Raw genomic sequence first — 19847 nt, forward strand, 5'->3', positions numbered from 1 at the left:
CGCGTACTCCGTACGGCCGCCCGCCGCGTGCGGAGACGAATCGTCCGGGTTCCACTCGGGCCATGAGCAGCCAACCGCCCCCCGGCTCCGGAGAGCAGCCCCCCGAGGACGACCCGTTCAGGAAGCGGCCCCCGTCGGACCAGGGGTCGGGCTCGCCGTACGACACCCCGTACGGCGGCGCCCAGCAGCCCCCGCCGCCCGGCGGCGGTCAGCCCCCACCCCCGGGCGGCGGACAGCAGCCGCCCCCGTACGGCGGCCAGCAGCCGCCTCCGGCCGGCGGCAGCCCCTACGGCAGCCCGTACGGCGATGGCCCCTACGGAGCCGGAGCCGGTGCGGGCGGTCACCCCGGCGACCCCCTGGCCGGCATGCCCCCGCTCGCCGACAGCGGCAGGCGGACACTCGCCCGGATCGTCGACATGATCCTCGTCGGCATCGTCGTCTGGCTGCTCACCTGGGCGTTCGGCGTGCGCGAGTACAACATCAACGGCGACCGCGTCGAGGTCGGCAGGTCCTTCGCGCAGTCCCTGATCGCGGCGGTCCTCTACGTCGCCTACGACACCATCCTGATCAGCAGGTCGGGGCAGACCCTCGGCAAGAAGTGGCTCGGCATGCGGGTGGCGAACCTGGAGAACGGCGCCACCCCGTCCGCGCAGACCTCGCTGCTCCGGGCCCTGGTGCTGTGGTTGCCGTTCGCCTTCTGCTGCGCCTGCATCTGGACGGCGATCTGCGGCGGCTGGAGCTTCTTCGACAAGCCGTACAAACAGGGTCTGCACGACAAAGCGGCCAAGACGGTGGTGGTCAGCACCCGTTGAGCCGGGGAGCCGGTCGCGCTCACAGGGTGGTGGGCACGCGCTCCTCCTCGTCCACCGGCGCCCCGGCGGGCGCCTCGGTGGTGCGCGGTGCGGGTACCGTCATGGCGACCAGGAGCCCCAGTGCGAGTGCCGCCAGGGCGATGACGGTGATCGCGAGGACCGAACTCGCCTGGGACAGCAGCAGCATGGCGAGCGTCGAGAGGACCACGGTGCAGGAACCGTAGGCGAGCTGGGCGGCAGTCGGACGAGGCATGGCGATCGTGTCCTCGGAAGTCTTCGGGGTCGGTTGTGGGGGGTGCCGTTCGACTCTCTTCGCGTGCATGCCCTGGCCGAACGCCCGGTAAGCGTGACCTAACCCACGGTACCGGTGCACAGGGGGCGCACGGAGTCATGGGTCCCCCCGGCGGGCCCCAGGCCCCCGTTGGGGGATCGGCACTGTTCACGAGCGGGTCGGCGGGCGTTCGCAAAGCGGACGCCCGCTCCGCATAGTGCACTTGTCCTGCTCAAGTCAAGGTCTGTCTTTTCTTCTAAACCTCTAGTCAAATGTCGTCACTTGAACACGCGCTGATCGAGCGCGCACGGATTCCTCCATGACCCAGGGCCCCCTGTCCGTGTGCGCGGCGCGTAGGGGAGGAACTCAAGTGACCAGCAGATCCTGGATGTTCAGAGCGGCCGCGATCGGTGTGACGCTCGCGGCGACGTCCGCCGGCTTCGCGACCTTCGCCGTCGCGGAGGCGAGCACCACCGCGTCGTCGGCCGCCGCGAACCGGCACGACCCGGCGCCGGTGAAGCAGCGCAAGCACGACCTCGACGGCCCCCTGAGCAAGACTCAGGACGCGCAGCGCCGCGAGGCGCTGAACCAGCTCATCGCGGGCAAGGCCAAGGCGCAGGAGCGCAACGGCTCCAAGGTCGTCGCGCTCAAGAGCAGCAAGGGCCAGAGCAAGTACGTCGAGCTGAGCCGCGAGAAGACCGACAAGATCTTCACGATCCTCGTCGAGTTCGGCAACCAGAAGGACCCCAAGTTCGGGGGCTCCAACGGGCCGCTGCACAACAAGATCGCCGCGCCGGACCGCAAGAAGGACAACTCCACGGCGTGGCAGAAGGACTACAACCAGAAGCACTTCCAGGACCTGTACTTCGGTACCGGCACCAAGACCGAGTCGCTGAAGAAGTACTACGAGAAGCAGTCCTCGGGCCGCTACTCGGTCAGCGGTGAGGTCAGCGACTGGGTCAAGGTCCCGTACAACGAGGCGCGCTACGGCAACAACGCCTGCGGTCAGACGAACTGCCCGAGCGTGTGGAACGTCGTCAGCGACGGTCTGAACGCCTGGGTCGCCCAGCAGAAGAAGGCGGGCAAGTCCGACGCGGACATCAAGAAGGACCTCGCCAAGTACGACAAGTGGGACCGGTACGACTTCGACGGCGACGGCAACTTCAACGAGCCCGACGGCTACGTCGACCACTTCCAGATCGTGCACGCCGGTGAGGACGAGTCCGCGGGCGGCGGCGCCGAGGGCAAGGACGCCATCTGGGCCCACCGCTGGTACGCCTTCGGCACCGACGCCGGCGCGACCGGCCCGGCCGGCAACAAGCTCGGCGGCACCCAGGTCGGCAGCACCGGTGTCTGGGTCGGCGACTACACCATCCAGCCGGAGAACGGCGGCCTCGGTGTCTTCGCCCACGAGTACGGCCACGACCTCGGTCTGCCGGACGAGTACGACACCGCCGGCGGTGACAACTCCACCGGCTTCTGGACCCTGATGTCCTCCGGCTCCTGGCTGGGCACGGGCAAGGAGTCCATAGGCGACATGCCGGGCGACATGAACGCCTGGGACAAGATGCAGCTCGGCTGGCTGAACTACGACACCGCCAAGGCCGGCAAGCAGTCCACGCACAAGCTGGGCGTCGCCGAGTACAACACCTGGGACAAGCAGGCCCTCGTGGTCACGCTGCCGGACAAGGCGGTCACCACCACGATCACCCAGCCCGCCGAGGGTTCGACCCAGTGGTGGAGCGGCAGCGGCGACAACCTGAAGAACACGCTGACCCGTTCCGTCGACCTGACGGGCAAGGCGAAGGCGAGCCTGGACCTCGACGGCTGGTGGGCCATCGAGGACGGCTACGACTACCTCTACACCGAGGTGTCGACCGACGGCGGCGCCAACTGGACCGCCCTGGACGGCACGGCGGACGGCCAGGCCATCCCGCGTGACGGCAGCGGCAAGCCGGCGCTGAGCGGCTTCTCGCAGACGCACAAGAAGCTGTCGTACTCGCTGGACGCCTACGCGGGCCAGAAGATCGACCTGCGCTTCCGCTACGCCAGCGACGGCGGTGTCGCGGAGAACGGCTTCACGGCCGACCAGATCAGCGTGACCGCCGACGGCACCCCGCTCTTCTCGGACAACGCCGAGACCGCGGACGCCGCCTGGACCGCGAACGGCTTCTCCCGCATCGGCGCGTCCTTCACCAAGGACTACAAGCAGTACTACCTCGCCGAGAACCGCCAGTACGTCTCGTACGACAAGACGCTGAAGACCGGCCCGTACAACTTCGGCTTCGCGTCGCGCCCGGACTGGGTGGAGCACTACCCGTACCAGAACGGTCTGCTGATCTGGAAGTGGGACACCTCCCAGGCGGACAACAACACCAACAGCACCAACGGCCACCCGGGCACGGGTCTGATCCTTCCGATCGACTCGCACTGGAAGGCGCTGAAGTGGTCCGACGGCACGCTGATGCGCAACCGCATGCAGGCCTACGACTCCCCGTTCAGCCTCTACGGCACGGACGGCCTCACCCTGCACAAGGCGGACAAGGTGACGAAGATCAAGGCGTCGAAGGGCGTCTCGGTCTTCAACGACCACACCAGCTCCTACTACGACCCGACGAACCCGACCGGTGGCGTGAAGATCACTGACACCAACACCAAGATCTCGATCGCCAAGGAGGCCAAGGACGGCTCCACGATCCAGCTCAAGGTCGGTCCCGCGGTGAAGTAGTCTCCATCACCGCAGGTCACAGGCGTATCGGCGGCAGCCCCTTGGCGGGCTGCCGCCGATCGTGTTTAGGTGCGTCCTGTGAACCGCTTATTGACACCGACCGGAACGGGGATGTGACCGCATGGCCGCAGGAGGCTTCTGCAAGCTGCCGAACGGCACGGTGGTGGTGGCGTTGAACCTGCCCTACGGCTCCGCCGCGGTGCGTGTGCTGGTACACGCCCAGAACCGGGCGCGGGCCCTGACCAGGCTCCGCAACCTGGGCCTGCGGGCGATCTACCTGCGAGGAAACGCCGCGCCCCCGTCGCCGGACGAGATCACGGCGGTGCTGCACCACCCCGACGGCCTGATATGGCGCACGGCGCCGGCGGACAGCGGTGTCGTCGCCAACGAGCTGTGGCACCCGATCCGCGCGCTGCTGAGACAGCCCCCGGTGGTCCAGCAGGGGTGACGCGGCCCGGCGCGCGCCCCGTCGACGGGCCGGCGCGCACGGGCCGGCCGGGGCTCACGTGCCGGTGGCGGCCCGGCCGAGCGCGGCGAGTGCGGTGGCGGCCTCGGCCTGGCGCGGGCTGCGCAGCGCGGCGAGGGCGTCCCGGGCGGCGCGCAGCGTCTCCCGGGCCTCCGGGTGCCCCAGAGCGGCGAGCACCCGGCCCAGGTCGAGCCGGGCAGGTTCGGCCCAGGCCGGCATCTGCGAGGCCTCGAAGAAGGCCACGGCGTGCCGGAGCGACGGCTCGGCCTCGTGCCAGCGCTCCAGCGCCGCCAGGTCGTTGCCGATGTGCTGCCGGGCGACCGCGTGGTACATGGCGATCAGCTCGTCCGCCTGGCCCGGGACGCCCGCCCGGCAGATCCGTTCGCTGCGGCGGTGGATGTCCAGGGCTTCCGCCGCCCGGCCCATCCGGCGCAGCAGGGTGCCGAGGGTGTTGAGGGTCGTCAGCTCCGCCAGCCTGGCCTGCGGGGAGGTCTGCGAGGCGAGGCGGCGGACCGCCTCGCGCAGCCGCGTGTGGGCCTCCTCCATCCGGCCCAGCCGGTCCAGCGCCTGCGCGCCGTAGCCCAGTGCCCAGCCCTGCTGGAGCCCGTCCCCGCTGTCACGGGCCGCCACGAGCGCGGCGTCGGCGGACGCCAGGGCGGCCCGGGGATCGTGGGCGCAGGAGTTGTGGGCCCAGGCGAGGTAGTTGAGGTGCACCGCTTCCTCCCGCCTGCCGCCGAGCGCGCGGGCGGAGCCGGAGGAGCGCCGGAAGACCTCCACCCACTGCTCCCAGTGCTTGTTGAGGTCGGAGAACCAGTGCATCGCCTCCGCCGCGTCCAGGACCTCCCGGTGCCGGCCCGAGTCGTGGGCCCGGCGCAGCGCGGCGAGCCACTGGGCCCGCTCGGCCTCCAGCCAGGCCCGTGCCTCCTCCCGGCCGGCGGGGGCTCCGTCCGGGTCCGGGTCGCCGGACGGCGCCGCCCGGTCGTGGTCGACGTCGAAGTGGAGCGCGGCCGCGGTGGCCCGGCGCAGCATCCACCGCGCGGTCCGGTCCAGGGCGGCGTCGCGGACCGCGGGGCCGTCCTCGGCCGCGACCTGCTCGGCGGCGTAGAGCCTGAGCAGGTCGTGGAACCGGTAGCGTTCGGCGGCGGGATCGCTCTGGAGCAGTCCGGCGTCGGTCAGCTCCTCGGCGCGGGCGACCGCCTCGTCGTGGGGGAGCCCGGCCAGGAGCGCGCCGGTCTCCGGGCTGAAGTCCGCCCCGGCGGCCAGTGAGGCGCGGCGCAGGAACGCCCTGGAGTCCGCGGGAAGCTGCCGGTACGAGAGCGCGAAGGCGGCGCGTACCCGCAGGTTCCCGGCCTGGAGGCCGTCCAGCCGCCGGCCCTCGGCGGCGAGCCGGGCGGCGAGCTTGCCCAGGCGCTCGTGCGGCCGGCTGAGGAGCCGCTGCCCGGCGATCCGGACGGCCAGCGGCAGGTGCCCGCACAGATCGGCGAGGTCGCGGGCGGCCTGCGCCTCCGCCCGCACCCGTTCGGGACCGACGATGCGGGTCAGCAGTTCCACCGCCTCCTCGCGCCGCAGCAGGGCCAGGTCGCAGCGGTGGACGGAGGTCAGACCCGCCAGGGCCTGGCGGCTGGTGACGATGGTCAGCGACGGGCCGGTGCCGGGCAGCAGCGGACCGACCTGGGACTCGTCGGCGGCGTTGTCCAGCACCAGGAGCAGCCGCCGGCCGCCGGTCAGGGACCGCCACAGGCCCGCGCGGTCGTCGGTGCCGGCCGGGATCGCGGCGTCGGCGACGCCCATGGCGCCCAGCAGCCGGGCCAGCGCGTCACGGGGGGTGGCCGGCTCGGCGTCCATGCCCTGCAGGTCCAGGGCGAACCGCCCGTCCGGGAAGTGCGGGGCGAGACGGTGTGCGGCGTGCACCGCGAACGCGGTCTTGCCCAGGCCGGGCTGCCCGGCGACCACGGTGACCACCGGCCGGTCCGGGCCGGCGTCCCGCGCCAGGTCCAGCAGCCGGGCGAGAGCCGCGTCGCGGGCGGTGAAGTCCTGGATGTCGCGCGGCAGGGGCAGGGCGGCGGGCGCGGCCGGTCCGTCCGTCGTCCGGGGGCGCGGACGCCCCAGCGCGGCGGACTCCTCCAGGCCCGCCGCGTCGTCCGCGTCCAGCCCCAGCGCCTCGGCCAGTGCCTGGACGGTACGGCGCTGCGGTCCTCGGGTACGCCCGCGTTCCATGTCGGCCAGGGCCCGGACGCTCACGCCGGCCGCATGGGACAGCGCCTCCTGGCTGAGTCCGGCACGGGCCCGCAGGAGGCGCAGCCGCTGCCCGAAGTCCTCCGTGGAAGGCGAGCCACCGCGCACCGTCGACGTCCCCCGATCATCCGGCCCGTCCGGACGCGAGCCCCGGCAGAAGTATGGCGGACCGCACTTCTGCCGGGGGAACTGCCTGGGACGCGTGGGCAGTTGGTGGTCGACTGAGGACAGGCGCGGGACGCCCCTACCCCCCTGTGCGGGCCGGGGAGCGGCACAGACCACCCGCCGCCGGACGACCACCGAAGACACGTGGCGATCGCGAATCGGGGAGACCTCACATGAGCAGTGGCAACGAGCAGACCACCGGGATCTCCCGGCGGAGCGTGCTGGCGGCGGGTGCGCTGACCGCCGCCGCCGTGGCGTACCAGGCGGGCCGGGCCCCCGCGGCGTCCGCCGCCGCCAAGCCCGCCATCTTCTACGCCCCCCACCAGGACGACGACGCGATCGGCCTGGCCGGTTCGATCCTGGAGCACAAGGCGGCGGGCAGGCCCGTCCACCTCGTACTGGTGAGCAACGGCAGGAACCCCGATCTGGCCCAGCTCATGAACACCGACCCCTGCCCCCTGACCACCTGGGACAGCCCGCACCCGTGCGCGGCGGGCGGCAGGCACAACCTGTCCTGGCCGACCGACGGGACCTCCAAGGTCGTCGCCGCCCGGACGGCCGAGTTCATGGCCTCCGCGAAGGCACTGGGCGTCGACAAGGTCGTCAACCTCAAGATCGTGGACGACGGCTTCGACAGCAACTCCGCCTACAACAAGCTCGTCGACCGGATCGACGCCAAGGTCAGGGCGCTCGCCGCGCAGTACCCCGGCGCGTCGCACAAGTTCACGGCCGGCTGGCTGGAGCGCACCGAAACCCACAAGGCGTGCAGCGACGTGGCCTACCGCCTGATGAACGACGGCACGATCTCCGACGTGCGCTTCAACCACGTCTACGCCTACGGGCGCCCCCGCGAGCGGCGCGCGGACGGCGCGGCGTACGTGCTGGACATCCCCGGCTCCCACATGAAGACCAAGCGCAACGCGATGTACGCCTACAACACGTGGGACCCGAGCCGGAACCTGTACGCCCTCGGCTACCACAGCGTCCCCGACCTGCTGGAGGCCGCGCACGCCGATCCCCGCGAGTTCGTGTACACCCTGCCGTCCGACTACCGGCCGGGCAGGGGCAACTGAGAACCGCACGACACCGACCAGGACCACGCAGGGCATCTCGTTCGGATCATGCCGGGCTCGCGGGCCCTGGCACCTGATCCGGCCTGATCCGAACGAAAGACCCTCGGCCGACGGCACCGAGCCGCGGCCCCGCACCACCGACGGGGGAACTCTCCATGAACATCGTGCGCACCAACGCCATGCTGCTCGCCACCGCGGGCACGGCCCTCGCCCTGTCCCTCACCGCCTGCCAGAGCGACTCGGACACCGGGTCGGCTCCTGCGACGGGCTCCTCGGCGACCTCCTCGGCGGCCGGGAAGACGGCGGGCGGCGAGCACGCCGGCGCGTCCGGCACCAAGGGCCCGACCGGTGCGGCGCGCCCGGCGGAGTCGAAGAGCCCGGCGAAGGCCACCGGCACCGGCGGCTCAGCGGGCTCGACCGGCGAGCAGGCGAGCGCGGCCACCCGGGTCTGCGCAGCGCGGGACCTCACCGTCACCGCCGCCACACAGGGTGGTCCTCCCTACACCCACCTCGTCCTCACGGCGAAGAACACCTCCGGGCACACCTGCCGGCTGGCGGGCGCCCCGCACATCCAGTTCCTGGAGAGCCACAAGCAGGACGTCCCGGTCGTCGACAGGAGCAAGCCGGCCACGCCGGTCGTGCTCACGGCGGGAGCCCCCGCCTATGCCCTGGTCAGGCTGTCGGACGGCGGGGTCGACGAGGAGAACGAGCCGGTGTCGGCGTTCTCCGTCACGCTGGAGGGCGACTCCACGGTCATCGCCGTCTCCGCGCCCGGCAAGGGCGGCGTCGCCGTCGACCCGGCGAAGGCCCTCACCGGCTACTGGACCCCCGAGCTGCGCAACGGCGCTGACGACTTCTGACGAAAGGCCCCCGGTCCGCCCGTCTGCCCCACCCCTCAGGCAGACGGGCGCCGGGTGTGATCCGCGAGGTCGCCCGCCCCGCGGGCGGACGACGCGACTTCGCGGGCACGACCTAGCCGCTCACCACGGGCTTGCCCGTCAGCTCCACGCCGGCCGCCCTGAGCTCCTCCAGGGCGCGGTCGGTGGTCTCCGCGGCCACCCCGGCCGTCAGGTCCAGGAGCACCTGGGTGCGGAAGCCCTCGCCCGCCGCGTCCAGCGCGGTGGCGCGCACGCAGTGGTCCGTGGCGATGCCCACCACGTCCACCTCGGTGATCTCCCGTTCCCGGAGCCAGGCGGCGAGGGGCACCCCGTTCTCGTCGGTGCCCTCGAAGCCGCTGTAGGCGGCGGAGTACGCGCCCTTGTCGAAGACGGCGTCCACCGCGCCGGAGGCGACGGCGGGGGCGAAGTTGGGGTGGAAGCCCACGCCCTCCGTGCCCGCGACGCAGTGCGCGGGCCAGGAGCGGACGTAGTCCGGGTCGTCCGCGAAGTGGCCGCCGGGCGCGATGTGGTGGTCGCGGGTGGCCACGACGTGCCGGTACCCGGTGCCCGCCGCCTGGCCGATCAGCTCGGTGATGGCGGCGGCCACGTCCGCGCCGCCGGCCACCGCGAGGCTGCCCCCCTCGCAGAAGTCGTTCTGCACGTCTACGACGATCAAGGCGCGGCGCATGATGGGTGTCCTTCGACGAGGAGTTAAGTAACTGAGCCTAGAGACTCACGGGCCTTCAGGGGAGGGGGCAGAGGGCTCGAAGGGGCGGACGGCGGGCGTGACCGGGCAGGCCCTAGCTACCCGAGCCGGGCTGTGCGTACTCCGTCGGGATGACGGGTTCCCCCTTGGACAGCTGGGTGGCGGACAGCGGCAGGCCCGCGCGGGCGGCGATGTGCCGCTGTCGCGGTAGGTCCAGCGGCTCCCGCGCGACGACCTCGCCCTCCTTGACCAGGGGCACCAGCAGCTGCCGCCCGGCCAGCCCGTCCGGGACCGGTCCGGTGCCGACGACCTCGGCCTCCGCGATCCCGTCCCGGTCCAGCCGGCGGGCCGCCCACTTGCGGCCCCCGACGGAGGTCTTGCCGCCGCTGGACTTCTTCGCGACCGGGACCAGCGGTGCCCCGGGGCCGGCGGTCTCGGCGCGGGCGACCAGCTTGTAGACCATGGACGCGGTCGGGTGCCCGGAGCCGGTCACCAGCTGGGTGCCGACGCCGTAGGCGTCCACGGGTGCCGCGGCCAGGGAGGCGATGGCGTACTCGTCCAGGTCGGACGTCACGACGATCTTCGTGTTCCGCGCGCCCAGCTCGTCCAGCTGCTGGCGCACCCGGTGCGCCACCAGCAGCAGGTCGCCGGAGTCGATGCGGACGGCGCCCAGCTCGGGGCCGGCCACCTCCACGGCCGTGCGGACGGCCTCGGCGACGTCATAGGTGTCGACGAGGAGGGTCGTGCCGCGGCCGAGGGTGTCCACCTGGGCCTGGAAGGCGTCCCGCTCCCGGTCGTGGAGCAGGGTGAAGGCGTGCGCGGAGGTGCCGACGGTCGGGATGCCGTAGCGGAAGCCGGCCGCGAGGTCGGAGGTGGTCGCGAAGCCGCCGACGTACGCGGCCCGGGCGGCGGCCACGGCGGCCAGCTCGTGGGTGCGGCGCGCGCCCATCTCGATCAGCGGGCGGTCACCGGCGGCGGAGGCCATGCGGGAGGCGGCGGCCGCGATCGCGGAGTCGTGGTTGAGGATGGAGAGGAGCACGGTCTCCAGCAGCACGCACTCGGCGAAGGTGCCCTCGACCCGCATGATCGGCGAGCCCGGGAAGTACACCTCGCCCTCGGGGTAGCCCCAGACGTCCCCCGCGAAGCGGTAGCCGGCGAGCCACTCCAGGGTCTCCTCGTCGACGATCCCGCGCTCGCGCAGGAAGCCGAGGACGTCCCCGTCGAAGCGGAAGTTCTCCACCGCGTCCAGGACACGCCCGGTGCCGGCGACGACGCCGTAGCGGCGGCCGTCCGGCAGCCGCCGGGTGAAGACCTCGAACACGCTCCGCCGTTCGGCCGTACCGGCCTTCAGGGCGGCCTGCAGCATCGTCAGCTCGTACTGGTCCGTGAAGAGCGCCGTCGAGGGAACGCTCACCGGCAGCCCAAGGTCCGCTGTGTTCATGACGATAAGGGTACCCCCATTTCGTCAGTGTGACGATTTCTGGCCCGCGTGGCAGCATGGTCACTGTGACGTCACCCGCGCCCGTAGAGATCGAACGCACCGAGTCGGCGGAGGAGGTCTTCGCCGTACCCGAGCCCGACGTCCCCTGGGTCACCATCGTCCACAACGACCCGGTCAACCTCATGAGCTATGTGACGTACGTCTTCCAGTCGTACTTCGGCTACCCCAAGGACAAGGCCACGAAGCTCATGCTCGACGTCCACCACAAGGGCCGGGCGGTCGTCTCCAGCGGTTCCCGCGAGGAGATGGAGCGCGACGTGCAGGCGATGCACGGCTACGGTCTGTGGGCCACCCTCCAGCAGGACCGGAAGTAGCGAGCGAACCCATTTCCATGCCCGGACACTTCGAACCGCTTCCCGGCGGCGGCGCGGCCGTCGCGCTCGACGAGATCGAGATCTCCATCATCCGGTCGCTGGCCGTCCAGCTCCTGGAGCTCATCGGCCCCGGCCCCGGCGCGGACGCCCCGGGCGACCCGCTCGCCGAGCTGTTCGCCGAGGGCCCGAGCGAGCCGCCCGCCGATCCGGTGCTGCGCAGGCTCTTCCCGGACGCCTACGGCGACCCGGAGAGGGCCCCCGGCTCGCCGGCCGAGGCCGAGGAGCGCCGGGCGCACTCCGCCGAGTTCCGCCGCTACACCGAGAACGACCTCCGGGCCGGCAAGCGGGACAGCGCCCTCGCGGTGATCCGCTCGCTGGACGCGCTCGCGCCGGTGGGCGAGGGCGGGGCCGTGCTCGAGCTGGCCCCCGAGGAGTCGCGGCGGTGGCTGGGCGCGCTCAACGACCTCCGGCTCGCCATCGGGGCGCGGCTGGAGATCACCGACGAGGACGACACCGATCTGCTCTACCGGCTCCCGGACGAGGACCCCCGCAAGCCGATGGTGATGGCGTACCTGTGGCTCGGCGGCCTCCAGGAGACCCTGGTGACGACCCTTATGCCGTGATCCGGGCGGTTTGACCGTCCGGACGCGTTCGCTCAGAGGACGCTCAAATCCGGATAACGATCCAGTCACCGTTGCGGCCTGTTTTGCCGCATTCGGGCGCTCTTTGTCCGGTTCTTCCTGTGGGGTGCGCCACAACGCCCCTCTGTGATCAATATTGCGGCCGTGATAAATCTTCACGACCGCCCGGCCGACACCACCCATGTCCGGCCGGGTGCGCCACCGAGCCGACGACCGTCGGCCAGGCAACAGCTCCAGCAATCCGGGGGGATCGAAAACCCGATCCGAGGCCGACGAAAGGTCCGGGTCGGCATGGAGAAAGGCGCACCACACATGACCTCTGAGAAGGTCACCGCAGCCCCTGAAGAGGGGTACGAGCGCGGGCTCGGCAGCCGTCAGGTCCAGATGATCGCGATCGGCGGCGCCATCGGTGTCGGTCTGTTCCTGAAGGCAGGCGCGAACATCGAGAAGGCCGGTCCGAGCCTCATCCTGATGTACGCCCTCGCCGGCGTGATCATCTTCTTCATCATGCGGGCCCTGGGCGAGCTGCTGCTCTACCGCCCGGTCTCCGGCTCGTTCGCGGACTACTCCCGCGAGTTCCTCGGCCCGTTCTTCGGGTACTTCACGGGCTGGACCTACTGGCTGATGTGGGTCGTCACCGGCATGGCCGAGCTGACGGCCGCCGCGATCTACATCAACTACTGGTTCCCGGCCATCCCGCAATGGGTGACGGCACTCGTCTTCCTGGTGGTCCTCTTCGGGGTCAACCTGATCTCCGTGAAGCTCTTCGGCGAGCTGGAGTTCTGGTTCTCCATGGTCAAGGTCACCGCCCTGATCGGCATGATCGTGATCGGCGTCGGCGTGCTCACCTTCGGCTTCAGCGCCGCCGGCGACACCGCGCACGTGTCGAACCTGTGGCAGTTCGACGGCTTCTTCCCCAAGGGCATCGGCTCCTCGCTGATGACCCTGCAGGGCGTCATGTTCGCCTACCTCGCCGTCGAGCTCGTCGGCGTCACCGCGGGCGAGTCCGAGGACCCGGAGAAGACCCTCCCCAAGGCCATCAACACGCTGCCCTGGCGCATCGGCCTGTTCTACGTCGGCGCCCTCACGGTCATCCTGTGCGTGGTGAAGTGGACCGAGTTCACCGACGGCGTCAGCCCCTTCGTGAAGGCGTTCGCCGTGATCGGCATCCCGGCCGGCGCCGGCATCGTCAACTTCGTGGTGCTCACCGCCGCCCTGTCGTCCTGCAACTCGGGCATGTACTCCACCGGCCGCATGCTGCGCACCCTCGCCGACAACCGCGAGGCGCCCCGCGTGTTCAACCGGCTGTCGTCGACCAAGACCCCGGCCTTCGGCATCACCGTCTCGGTGCTGTTCATGGGCATCGGCGTCGTCCTGAACTACGTCGTCCCGGAGAAGGCCTTCGGCTACGTCACCTCCGTCGCCACCGCGGCCGGCATCTGGACCTGGCTGATGATCCTGGTCAGCCACGTGCTGTACCGCCGCGCGGTCGCCGCGGGCCGGCTGCCCGCGAGCGCCTTCCCCGCGCCCGGCGGCGCGGTGAGCTCGTACGTCGCCATCGCGTTCCTGCTCTTCGTCACCGGCCTGATCGCCTACGACGCCGACTCCCGCATCTGCCTGTACGTGATGGCGGGCTGGGCGGTCGCCCTCGGCATCGGCTGGACGGTCCTGAAGTCCCGCATCCCGGAGATCGCCGACCGTCGCGAGCCGGAACTCGAGAAGGTGGGCTGACCTCCCTCACGGACGTCCGGCCCCCGGGAGTACTCGTGGCACCCCCGGAGGCCGCCGCTCAGGACGTCCGGCATGTGGGCCGTCCCGTACCACTCCCCGGTACGGGACGGCCCTCTGCTTATCCTGGCGGGCATGCTGACCATCACCCAGGCCCTCGTCGACCAGATCGTCGCGCACGCGCGCAAGGACCACCCCGACGAGGCGTGCGGCGTCGTGGCGGGACCGGCGGGATCCGGCCGCCCCGAGCGCTTCATCCCCATGCTGAACGCGGCCATGTCGCCGACGTTCTACGAGTTCGACTCCGGCGACCTGCTCAAGCTCTACCGCGAGATGGACGACCGCGACGAGGAGCCGGTGGTCATCTACCACTCCCACACGGCGACCGAGGCGTACCCCTCCCGCACCGACATCTCCTACGCGAACGAGCCCGGCGCGCACTACGTCCTGGTGTCCACCGCCGACACCGACGGCCTCGGCGACTTCCAGTTCCGCTCGTTCCGCATCGTGGAGGGCGAGGTCACGGAGGAGGAGGTCAAGGTGGTGGAAACCTACTGATCTCGCCAGCCGGTCGCTGTGCATCCAGCATGCGAGATCACATTCCGGGGACCGGACCGGGAATCGATACGATGAGCCCATGGTTTCCTACGACGTGAGCGAGAAGACGCCGGGCACCCTGCTCGTGGCGCGGCTGCACGTCGACCTGTGCAGGCTGAACAGCGCCATCTGTTGACGTTCCCTGCCGCCGTACGGCCGTGCGCCGCGGCGCTCCCCCAGGCCAGGGGCCGGGGGACCCCCATCGCGCCCACCGACCACCATTTCCTGAACAGGAGCCCGCAACCATGGCCATCGAGGTCCGCATCCCCACCATCCTGCGTCAGTACACCGACGGCCAGAAGGCCGTGGAAGGCACCGGGGACACCCTCGCCGAGCTGTTCGCCGACCTCGAGACCCGGCACACGGGCATCCAGGCCCGCATCGTGGACAACGGCCAGCTGCGCCGCTTCGTCAACGTGTACCTGAACGACGAGGACGTCCGCTTCGTCGACGGCATCAACACCAAGCTGTCCGACGGCGACACCGTCACGATCCTGCCGGCCGTGGCCGGCGGCATGGCCTGATCCGCATGCGCTACGACTCCCCGCTGGCCGCGGTGGGCAACACCCCCCTGGTGCGCCTGCCGCGGCTGTCGCCGTCCGCCGAAGTCCGCATCTGGGCCAAGCTGGAGGACCGCAACCCCACCGGTTCGGTCAAGGACCGGCCCGCCCTGCACATGATCGAGCAGGCGGAGAAGGACGGTCGGCTGACCCCGGGCTGCACGATCCTGGAGCCCACCTCCGGCAACACCGGTATCTCGCTGGCCATGGCGGCCAAGCTCAAGGGGTACCGGATGGTGTGCGTGATGCCGGAGAACACCTCGGCCGAGCGCCGGGAGCTGCTGGCCATGTGGGGCGCGGACATCATCCCCTCCCCGGCCGCCGGCGGCTCCAACACGGCCGTGCGCGTGGCCAAGGAACTGGCCGCCGAGCACCCGGACTGGGTGATGCTCTACCAGTACGGCAACCCGGACAACGCGGGCGCCCACTACGCCACGACCGGCCCGGAGATCCTCGCCGACCTGCCCTCGATCACCCACTTCGTCGCGGGCCTCGGCACCACCGGCACCCTGATGGGCGTCGGCCGCTACCTGCGCGAGCACCGGCCGGGCATCCAGGTCGTCGCAGCGGAGCCGCGCTACGACGACCTGGTGTACGGGCTGCGGAACCTAGACGAGGGCTTCGTACCGGAGCTGTACGACGCCTCCGTCCTCACCACCCGCTTCTCGGTGGGCTCGGCCGACGCCGTCACCCGCACCCGGGAACTCCTCCAGCAGGAGGGCATCTTCGCGGGCGTCTCCACCGGCGCCGCCCTGCACGCCGCGATCGGCGTCGGCAGGAAGGCCGTCAAGGCGGGGGAGTCCGCCGACATCGTCTTCGTCGTGGCCGACGGCGGCTGGAAGTACCTGTCCACCGGCGTCTACACGGCGGCCACCACCGAAGAGGCCATCGAGGCGCTGCAGGGCCAGCTCTGGGCCTGACCCGACCGGCCGAGCCATCCGGGATCCCGCGCGCGGACCTGCTCCGCGTGCGGGATCCTTGCCGTTGAGGATCCGTTCGGGCCGCCCGTACGTCACACCCGTACCAGGCGGCCGCACGGCCGGCCACATCGGACAGGACGGCAGAAAGGCGGACCCATGCGCCGTACGACCCTCACCGCTCTCGCGGCCACGACGCTGCTCCTCGCGGGCTGCGGCTCCCAGAGCGGCGACGACGGCGGCAGCGACGGCAAGGTGTCACCGGCGCCCACCACGCGTTCGGCGAACCCGTCCGCCGGGGCGTGCGAGGACCACGCCGAGCTGAAGGCCGGCGACGACGGCCGCACCGTCTGCGTCACCAAGGGCGGCGAGGTGCGGCTCACCCTGGACGGCACCAAGGCGCGCCCGTGGAAGCCGGTCGCCGCGAGCGGCACCGCACTGAAGGCCATCAACCCGGGCTTCGTCATCCTGCCCGGCGACGCCACGGCCGCCTACCAGGCGGTGTCCCCGGGAACCGTGAAGCTCTCGTCCTCGCGCCCCCTGTGCGCCGAGCCCACCGCCCCCGGGAAGGTCTCCTGCAAGGGAATCGAGGAGTGGACGGTCACCGTGCGGGTGCGCTGACGCCGGCCCGCGGCACCACGCCGGCGGCGCTGGACCGTGTCCGCGAAGTCGCGTCGTTCGCCCGCAGTGCGGGCGTCGCGGCGCAGGCGCGACTTCGCGGACACGGTCTAGCCGGCGAGGTGCCGTACCTGGTCCCACAGCACGGGGTCGACCACGCCCACCCGGCGCCGGAACTCGCGCACCGGGACCTCGCGCAGCTCGTCGGTCCGCAGGAAGCTGGGGCGGCCCCGGGCGTCGCCGACCGCACCGGGCGGCAGCGGGATCACCCCGGCGCGCTCGTCGTGGTACTTGCTGGTGATCTTCGCGACGGTGGCCCGGTCGCCGCGCACGGCCAGCACCAGACAGGGCCGGTCCTTCGCCTCCGGGCGGTCCTCGTAGGGGACGTTCGCCCACCAGATGTCCCCCGGGGCCGGCCGCGCGGCACGCGCCGTACGCGTACCCGGCCGGCCCGGTGGCCGCAGCCGCCGCCCGCCGGGCCGGCGGCCGCCTCCCCAGCCGTCGACGAGCGTGGCGACCAGCGCCAGCAGTACCACCGCGGCGAGCGCCAGCCACCAGGACGTGTCCATACGAAGACGTTACCGGCGCGCGTCTCGCGTCGCGCGCCCTCCGGCCACACTCGTGCGCTCCGGGTCCAGCCGAACCGGTGACAGCACAGGTGAGTTCGCCCACAACGGCCCCTGGCGGAGGAGCGACCCGCGTCTTCGCGCCTTAGGCTCGACGGACCGCACGACCCCCGTCAGCCCCCTCGCGAGGCCCGTCCTCGGGCCCTCGCCCCGCCCACCGGTCTTCCCGCCAACGGAGGTTTCTGCTTCATGAAGCTCACCGTCGTCGGCTGCTCGGGGTCGTTCCCGTCCGCGGAATCGGCCTGCTCGAGCTACCTCGTCGAGGCCGACGGCTTCCGGCTGCTCCTCGACCTGGGCAACGGCGCCCTCGGCGAGCTGCAGCGCCACTGCGGTCTCTACGACCTCGACGCCATCTTCCTCAGCCACCTGCACGCCGATCACTGCATCGACATGTGCGCGTACTTCGTCGCACGCTACTACCGTCACGACGGCGGCCGCTGCGCTCCGATACCCGTCCACGGACCCGAGGGCACGGAGCACCGGCTGACCACCGCGTACGCGGACACCCCCTCCGCCTCGTCCATGAGCGAGGTCTTCGACTTCCACACGGTCAAGCCGTCCACGTTCGAGATCGGCCCGTTCACGGTGCACACCGAGCGGGTCCGCCATCCCGTGGAGGCGTACGGCATCCGCATCGAGCACGGCGGGAAGTCGCTGACGTACTCCGGCGACACGGGCGTCACCGAGGCGCTGGACGAGCTGGCCCGGGACAGCGACCTGTTCCTGTGCGAGGCGGCGTTCACGCACGGCAAGGAGAACATCCCCGACCTGCACCTCAACGGCCGTGAGGCGGGTGAGACGGCGGCCCGCGCGGGCGTGCGCAGGCTGGTCCTCACCCACATCCCGCCGTGGACGGACCCGCAGGTCAACCTCCGTGACGCCCGCGAGGCGTTCGGCGGGCCGGTGGACCTGGCCGCTGCGGGAGTCACGTACGAGATCTGACGCCGAGGCACGCGAAAGGGCCCCCGAGCGGTGACTCGGGGGCCCTCGTCATGCCGGGCGGGCCGGCCTCACGCCTTGGTGAGGTCCTCGACCTCCTCCTCGGGCTCGCGGCCCGGGGTCTTGAGGTCGAACCTCAGGATCGCGAACCGGAACAGCGCGTAGTAGACCGCGCCGAACACCAGGCCGACCGGGATGATCAGCCACGGCTTGGTCGCGAGGTTCCAGTTGAGCACGTAGTCGATCGCGCCGGCCGAGAAGTTGAAGCCCGCGTGGACGCCCAGGGCCCAGGTGAGCGCCATGGACACCGCCGTCAGGACCGCGTGGATCACGTAGAGCACCGGGGCGATGAACATGAAGGAGAACTCGATCGGCTCGGTGACGCCGGTGACGAACGAGGTCAGCGCCAGCGAGATCATCATGCCCAGCACGGCCTTGCGGCGCTCGGGGCGGGCGCAGTGCGCCATGGCCAGGGCGGCGGCCGGCAGACCGAACATCATGATCGGGAAGAAGCCGGACATGAACATCCCGGCGCTCGGGTCGCCGTGCAGGAAGCGGCCGTAGTCACCGGTGAAGACCTCGCCCGCCGCGTTCTTGTAGGTGCCGAGCTGGAACCACGCCACGGTGTTGACGAACTGGTGCATGCCGATGGGGATCAGGCCGCGGTTGACCAGGCCGAACAGGGCGGCGCCCGCGGAGCCGAGGCCGGTCATCCACTCGCCGAAGTGCGTGATGCCCTTGCCGATGGGCTCCCAGACCAGGGTGAAGACGACGCCGACCAGCGTGCCGACGAAGGCCATCAGGATCGGGACCAGGCGGCGGCCGTTGAAGAAGCCGAGCCAGTCCACCAGCTTGGTGCGGTGGTACCGCTGCCACATCACCGCGGCGAGCAGACCCATGATGATGCCGCCGAGGACACCGGGGTCGTTGTACGTCGCCTGGACGATGCCGCCCTTCTCGATGTGCTCCTCGGTCACCGGGAAGGCCTGCAGCACCTTGCTGTAGACGAGGAAGCCGACCAGCGCGGCGAGGGCGGTGGAGCCGTCCGCCTTCTTGGCGAAGCCGATGGCCACGCCTATGCAGAACAGGATGGGCAGGCTGCCGGTGATGGCGCCGCCCGCGGCGTTGAAGACGGTGGCGACCTTGTCCCAGCCCAGGCCGTCCTTGCCGAAGATGTCGTCCTGGCCGAGCCGGACCATGATGCCCGCCGCCGGCAGGACGGCGATCGGGAGCTGCAGGCTGCGGCCGACCTTCTGCAGGCCCTGGAACAGACCGGATCCCCGCTTCTTCGCGGGAGCCGCCGATGTCGCGGTGGCGGTGCTCATGCTTCCTCCATCGGGTGGTGGTCTACACCACTCAGTGGTGTAGACCTGTTTCTAGCACGATGCGAGGGCATAAGGAACTGCTAAATCCGCTACCGCCGCACTACGCGCAGTACGTGCGCGCGGGGCGCCCGCGCGGGCACGCCGAAAGGCCCCGGCGGGCCGGTGCGCGGCGCGGGCGGTGGGGGTGCGCGAACCGGACCTCGGTGGCGTCCTCGGCCTCGTCCGCCGGCTCCCGTCCCGGCGTCCTCAGGCCGAACCTCGTGATGACGAACCGGAAGAAAATGTAATACATGTGCGCGAAGCGCGGCACCCGTACGTTTGGCGACCCTCCACGCGGTGGTGTAGACCAGTCCGCGGACGGTTCCGCTGTCGTGACCGCCATCATCCGGCACGCACGGCATGACCGCTCGCGAAGATGGGCCAACTGTGGGTTACTGCGACAAAGCGGTTCGGATCAGGGAGAGGGAACATGGCCAGCAAGGCTGAGAAGATCGTCGCCGGCCTCGGCGGCATCGACAACATCGAGGAGATCGAGGGCTGCATCACCCGGCTGCGCACCGAGGTGTCCGACCCCTCGCTGGTCGACGAGACCGCCCTGAAGGCCGCCGGCGCCCACGGCGTCGTGAAGATGGGCACCGCCATCCAGGTCGTCATCGGCACCGACGCCGACCCGATCGCGGCGGAGATCGAAGACATGATGTGAACCATCCCGGTTCACCCCTGAGGGGCTCTTCCCGACGCGGGAGG

At 71.2% G+C, this 19847-nt stretch carries 21 protein-coding genes; 15 read left to right on the forward strand and 6 right to left on the reverse strand.

Going from position 1 to position 19847, the window contains the following annotated elements:
* The first annotated feature begins 62 nt into the window (after positions 1 to 62).
* Positions 63 to 812 (forward strand): RDD family protein, encoded by a 750-nt coding sequence (locus tag IE177_RS04605; RefSeq protein WP_190013439.1) that lies wholly within the window; start codon positions 63 to 65, stop codon positions 810 to 812.
* 19 nt (positions 813 to 831) lie between these two features.
* Here the strand turns inward: IE177_RS04605 and IE177_RS04610 are convergent, their stop codons facing one another.
* Positions 832 to 1065 (reverse strand): hypothetical protein, encoded by a 234-nt coding sequence (locus IE177_RS04610; RefSeq protein ID WP_190013440.1) that lies wholly within the window; start codon positions 1063 to 1065, stop codon positions 832 to 834.
* 388 nt (positions 1066 to 1453) lie between these two features.
* On the opposite strand from IE177_RS04610, the gene IE177_RS04615 reads away from it, so the two are divergent.
* Both IE177_RS04615 and IE177_RS04620 read left to right on the forward strand, forming a co-directional pair.
* The gene (locus IE177_RS04615; protein ID WP_190013441.1) at positions 1454 to 3811 is read left to right on the forward strand and encodes an immune inhibitor A domain-containing protein; all 2358 of its coding nucleotides are present in this window, start codon (positions 1454 to 1456) and stop codon (positions 3809 to 3811) included.
* Between the two features lie 121 nt (positions 3812 to 3932).
* The gene (locus IE177_RS04620; RefSeq protein ID WP_190013442.1) at positions 3933 to 4259 is read left to right on the forward strand and encodes a hypothetical protein; all 327 of its coding nucleotides are present in this window, start codon (positions 3933 to 3935) and stop codon (positions 4257 to 4259) included.
* Between the two features lie 54 nt (positions 4260 to 4313).
* Here IE177_RS04620 and IE177_RS04625 read toward each other — a convergent pair whose 3' ends face one another.
* Complete coding sequence (locus IE177_RS04625; RefSeq protein ID WP_190013443.1) at positions 4314 to 6620, reverse strand: ATP-binding protein; 2307 nt, start codon at positions 6618 to 6620, stop codon at positions 4314 to 4316.
* Positions 6621 to 6850: 230 nt separating this feature from the next.
* On the opposite strand from IE177_RS04625, the gene IE177_RS04630 reads away from it, so the two are divergent.
* Entirely contained in the window at positions 6851 to 7750 is a 900-nt protein-coding gene (locus IE177_RS04630) for a PIG-L deacetylase family protein (protein WP_190013444.1), read from the forward strand.
* Positions 7751 to 7905: 155 nt separating this feature from the next.
* Positions 7906 to 8610 carry a DUF4232 domain-containing protein gene (locus IE177_RS04635; protein ID WP_190013445.1) on the forward strand — a complete coding sequence of 235 codons (705 nt, stop codon included), beginning with the start codon at positions 7906 to 7908 and terminating at the stop codon, positions 8608 to 8610.
* Positions 8611 to 8722: 112 nt separating this feature from the next.
* Here the strand turns inward: IE177_RS04635 and IE177_RS04640 are convergent, their stop codons facing one another.
* Both IE177_RS04640 and IE177_RS04645 read right to left on the reverse strand, forming a co-directional pair.
* Positions 8723 to 9316: an isochorismatase family protein gene (locus IE177_RS04640; protein ID WP_190013446.1), complete on the reverse strand. Its 594-nt coding sequence runs from the start codon at positions 9314 to 9316 to the stop codon at positions 8723 to 8725.
* Positions 9317 to 9428: 112 nt separating this feature from the next.
* A complete protein-coding gene (locus tag IE177_RS04645) occupies positions 9429 to 10775 on the reverse strand; it encodes a nicotinate phosphoribosyltransferase (protein ID WP_190013447.1) in 1347 nt (448 codons plus the stop codon).
* Positions 10776 to 10831: 56 nt separating this feature from the next.
* Here IE177_RS04645 and clpS point away from each other — a divergent pair, with 56 nt between their 5' ends.
* From clpS to IE177_RS04680, 8 genes are all read left to right on the forward strand, one after another.
* Positions 10832 to 11149, forward strand: coding sequence for an ATP-dependent Clp protease adapter ClpS (gene clpS, locus IE177_RS04650; RefSeq protein WP_190013448.1), 318 nt, complete (start codon positions 10832 to 10834; stop codon positions 11147 to 11149).
* A gap of 17 nt (positions 11150 to 11166) precedes the next feature.
* Positions 11167 to 11772 (forward strand): DUF2017 domain-containing protein, encoded by a 606-nt coding sequence (locus IE177_RS04655; RefSeq protein WP_190013449.1) that lies wholly within the window; start codon positions 11167 to 11169, stop codon positions 11770 to 11772.
* 330 nt (positions 11773 to 12102) lie between these two features.
* A complete protein-coding gene (locus tag IE177_RS04660; RefSeq protein WP_190013450.1) occupies positions 12103 to 13521 on the forward strand; it encodes an amino acid permease in 1419 nt (472 codons plus the stop codon).
* Between the two features lie 132 nt (positions 13522 to 13653).
* Positions 13654 to 14076, forward strand: coding sequence for a M67 family metallopeptidase (locus tag IE177_RS04665; RefSeq protein ID WP_190013451.1), 423 nt, complete (start codon positions 13654 to 13656; stop codon positions 14074 to 14076).
* Positions 14077 to 14155: 79 nt separating this feature from the next.
* A complete protein-coding gene (locus IE177_RS35690) occupies positions 14156 to 14251 on the forward strand; it encodes a putative leader peptide (RefSeq protein WP_373305022.1) in 96 nt (31 codons plus the stop codon).
* A 109-nt stretch (positions 14252 to 14360) separates the two neighbouring features.
* A complete protein-coding gene (locus IE177_RS04670) occupies positions 14361 to 14639 on the forward strand; it encodes a MoaD/ThiS family protein (protein WP_190013452.1) in 279 nt (92 codons plus the stop codon).
* A gap of 5 nt (positions 14640 to 14644) precedes the next feature.
* Positions 14645 to 15595 carry a PLP-dependent cysteine synthase family protein gene (locus tag IE177_RS04675; RefSeq protein ID WP_190013453.1) on the forward strand — a complete coding sequence of 317 codons (951 nt, stop codon included), beginning with the start codon at positions 14645 to 14647 and terminating at the stop codon, positions 15593 to 15595.
* Positions 15596 to 15751: 156 nt separating this feature from the next.
* The gene (locus tag IE177_RS04680; protein ID WP_190013454.1) at positions 15752 to 16213 is read left to right on the forward strand and encodes a hypothetical protein; all 462 of its coding nucleotides are present in this window, start codon (positions 15752 to 15754) and stop codon (positions 16211 to 16213) included.
* A gap of 107 nt (positions 16214 to 16320) precedes the next feature.
* Here IE177_RS04680 and IE177_RS04685 read toward each other — a convergent pair whose 3' ends face one another.
* Positions 16321 to 16779 carry a type II toxin-antitoxin system PemK/MazF family toxin gene (locus tag IE177_RS04685; RefSeq protein WP_190013455.1) on the reverse strand — a complete coding sequence of 153 codons (459 nt, stop codon included), beginning with the start codon at positions 16777 to 16779 and terminating at the stop codon, positions 16321 to 16323.
* Positions 16780 to 17025: 246 nt separating this feature from the next.
* Here IE177_RS04685 and IE177_RS04690 point away from each other — a divergent pair, with 246 nt between their 5' ends.
* Positions 17026 to 17778, forward strand: a complete 753-nt coding sequence (locus IE177_RS04690) for an MBL fold metallo-hydrolase (RefSeq protein WP_190013456.1) — start codon at positions 17026 to 17028, stop codon at positions 17776 to 17778.
* Positions 17779 to 17846: 68 nt separating this feature from the next.
* On the opposite strand, the gene IE177_RS04695 is transcribed toward IE177_RS04690, so the two are convergent.
* The gene (locus IE177_RS04695; protein WP_190013457.1) at positions 17847 to 19100 is read right to left on the reverse strand and encodes a PTS transporter subunit EIIC; all 1254 of its coding nucleotides are present in this window, start codon (positions 19098 to 19100) and stop codon (positions 17847 to 17849) included.
* Positions 19101 to 19569: 469 nt separating this feature from the next.
* Between IE177_RS04695 and IE177_RS04700 the strand changes: the two genes are divergently transcribed.
* Positions 19570 to 19803, forward strand: a complete 234-nt coding sequence (locus IE177_RS04700) for a PTS sugar transporter subunit IIB (protein ID WP_069780600.1) — start codon at positions 19570 to 19572, stop codon at positions 19801 to 19803.
* Positions 19804 to 19847: the final 44 nt, after the last annotated feature.

This window comes from Streptomyces lucensis JCM 4490 (assembly GCF_014650035.1).
In the GTDB taxonomy this organism is placed as follows: Bacteria; Actinomycetota; Actinomycetes; order Streptomycetales; family Streptomycetaceae; genus Streptomyces; species Streptomyces lucensis.

Coding starts and splice junctions, on each gene's coding strand:
- IE177_RS04605 (WP_190013439.1), top strand. CDS start 63: ATGAGCAGCCAACCGCCCCCCGGCTCCGGAGAGCAGCCCCCCGAGGAC.
- IE177_RS04610 (WP_190013440.1), bottom strand. CDS start 1,065: ATGCCTCGTCCGACTGCCGCCCAGCTCGCCTACGGTTCCTGCACCGTG.
- IE177_RS04620 (WP_190013442.1), top strand. CDS start 3,933: ATGGCCGCAGGAGGCTTCTGCAAGCTGCCGAACGGCACGGTGGTGGTG.
- IE177_RS04630 (WP_190013444.1), top strand. CDS start 6,851: ATGAGCAGTGGCAACGAGCAGACCACCGGGATCTCCCGGCGGAGCGTG.
- IE177_RS04635 (WP_190013445.1), top strand. CDS start 7,906: ATGAACATCGTGCGCACCAACGCCATGCTGCTCGCCACCGCGGGCACG.
- IE177_RS04640 (WP_190013446.1), bottom strand. CDS start 9,316: ATGCGCCGCGCCTTGATCGTCGTAGACGTGCAGAACGACTTCTGCGAG.
- IE177_RS04645 (WP_190013447.1), bottom strand. CDS start 10,775: ATGAACACAGCGGACCTTGGGCTGCCGGTGAGCGTTCCCTCGACGGCG.
- clpS (WP_190013448.1), top strand. CDS start 10,832: ATGGTCACTGTGACGTCACCCGCGCCCGTAGAGATCGAACGCACCGAG.
- IE177_RS04655 (WP_190013449.1), top strand. CDS start 11,167: ATGCCCGGACACTTCGAACCGCTTCCCGGCGGCGGCGCGGCCGTCGCG.
- IE177_RS04660 (WP_190013450.1), top strand. CDS start 12,103: ATGACCTCTGAGAAGGTCACCGCAGCCCCTGAAGAGGGGTACGAGCGC.
- IE177_RS04665 (WP_190013451.1), top strand. CDS start 13,654: ATGCTGACCATCACCCAGGCCCTCGTCGACCAGATCGTCGCGCACGCG.
- IE177_RS35690 (WP_373305022.1), top strand. CDS start 14,156: ATGGTTTCCTACGACGTGAGCGAGAAGACGCCGGGCACCCTGCTCGTG.
- IE177_RS04670 (WP_190013452.1), top strand. CDS start 14,361: ATGGCCATCGAGGTCCGCATCCCCACCATCCTGCGTCAGTACACCGAC.
- IE177_RS04675 (WP_190013453.1), top strand. CDS start 14,645: ATGCGCTACGACTCCCCGCTGGCCGCGGTGGGCAACACCCCCCTGGTG.
- IE177_RS04680 (WP_190013454.1), top strand. CDS start 15,752: ATGCGCCGTACGACCCTCACCGCTCTCGCGGCCACGACGCTGCTCCTC.
- IE177_RS04685 (WP_190013455.1), bottom strand. CDS start 16,779: ATGGACACGTCCTGGTGGCTGGCGCTCGCCGCGGTGGTACTGCTGGCG.
- IE177_RS04690 (WP_190013456.1), top strand. CDS start 17,026: ATGAAGCTCACCGTCGTCGGCTGCTCGGGGTCGTTCCCGTCCGCGGAA.
- IE177_RS04695 (WP_190013457.1), bottom strand. CDS start 19,100: ATGAGCACCGCCACCGCGACATCGGCGGCTCCCGCGAAGAAGCGGGGA.
- IE177_RS04700 (WP_069780600.1), top strand. CDS start 19,570: ATGGCCAGCAAGGCTGAGAAGATCGTCGCCGGCCTCGGCGGCATCGAC.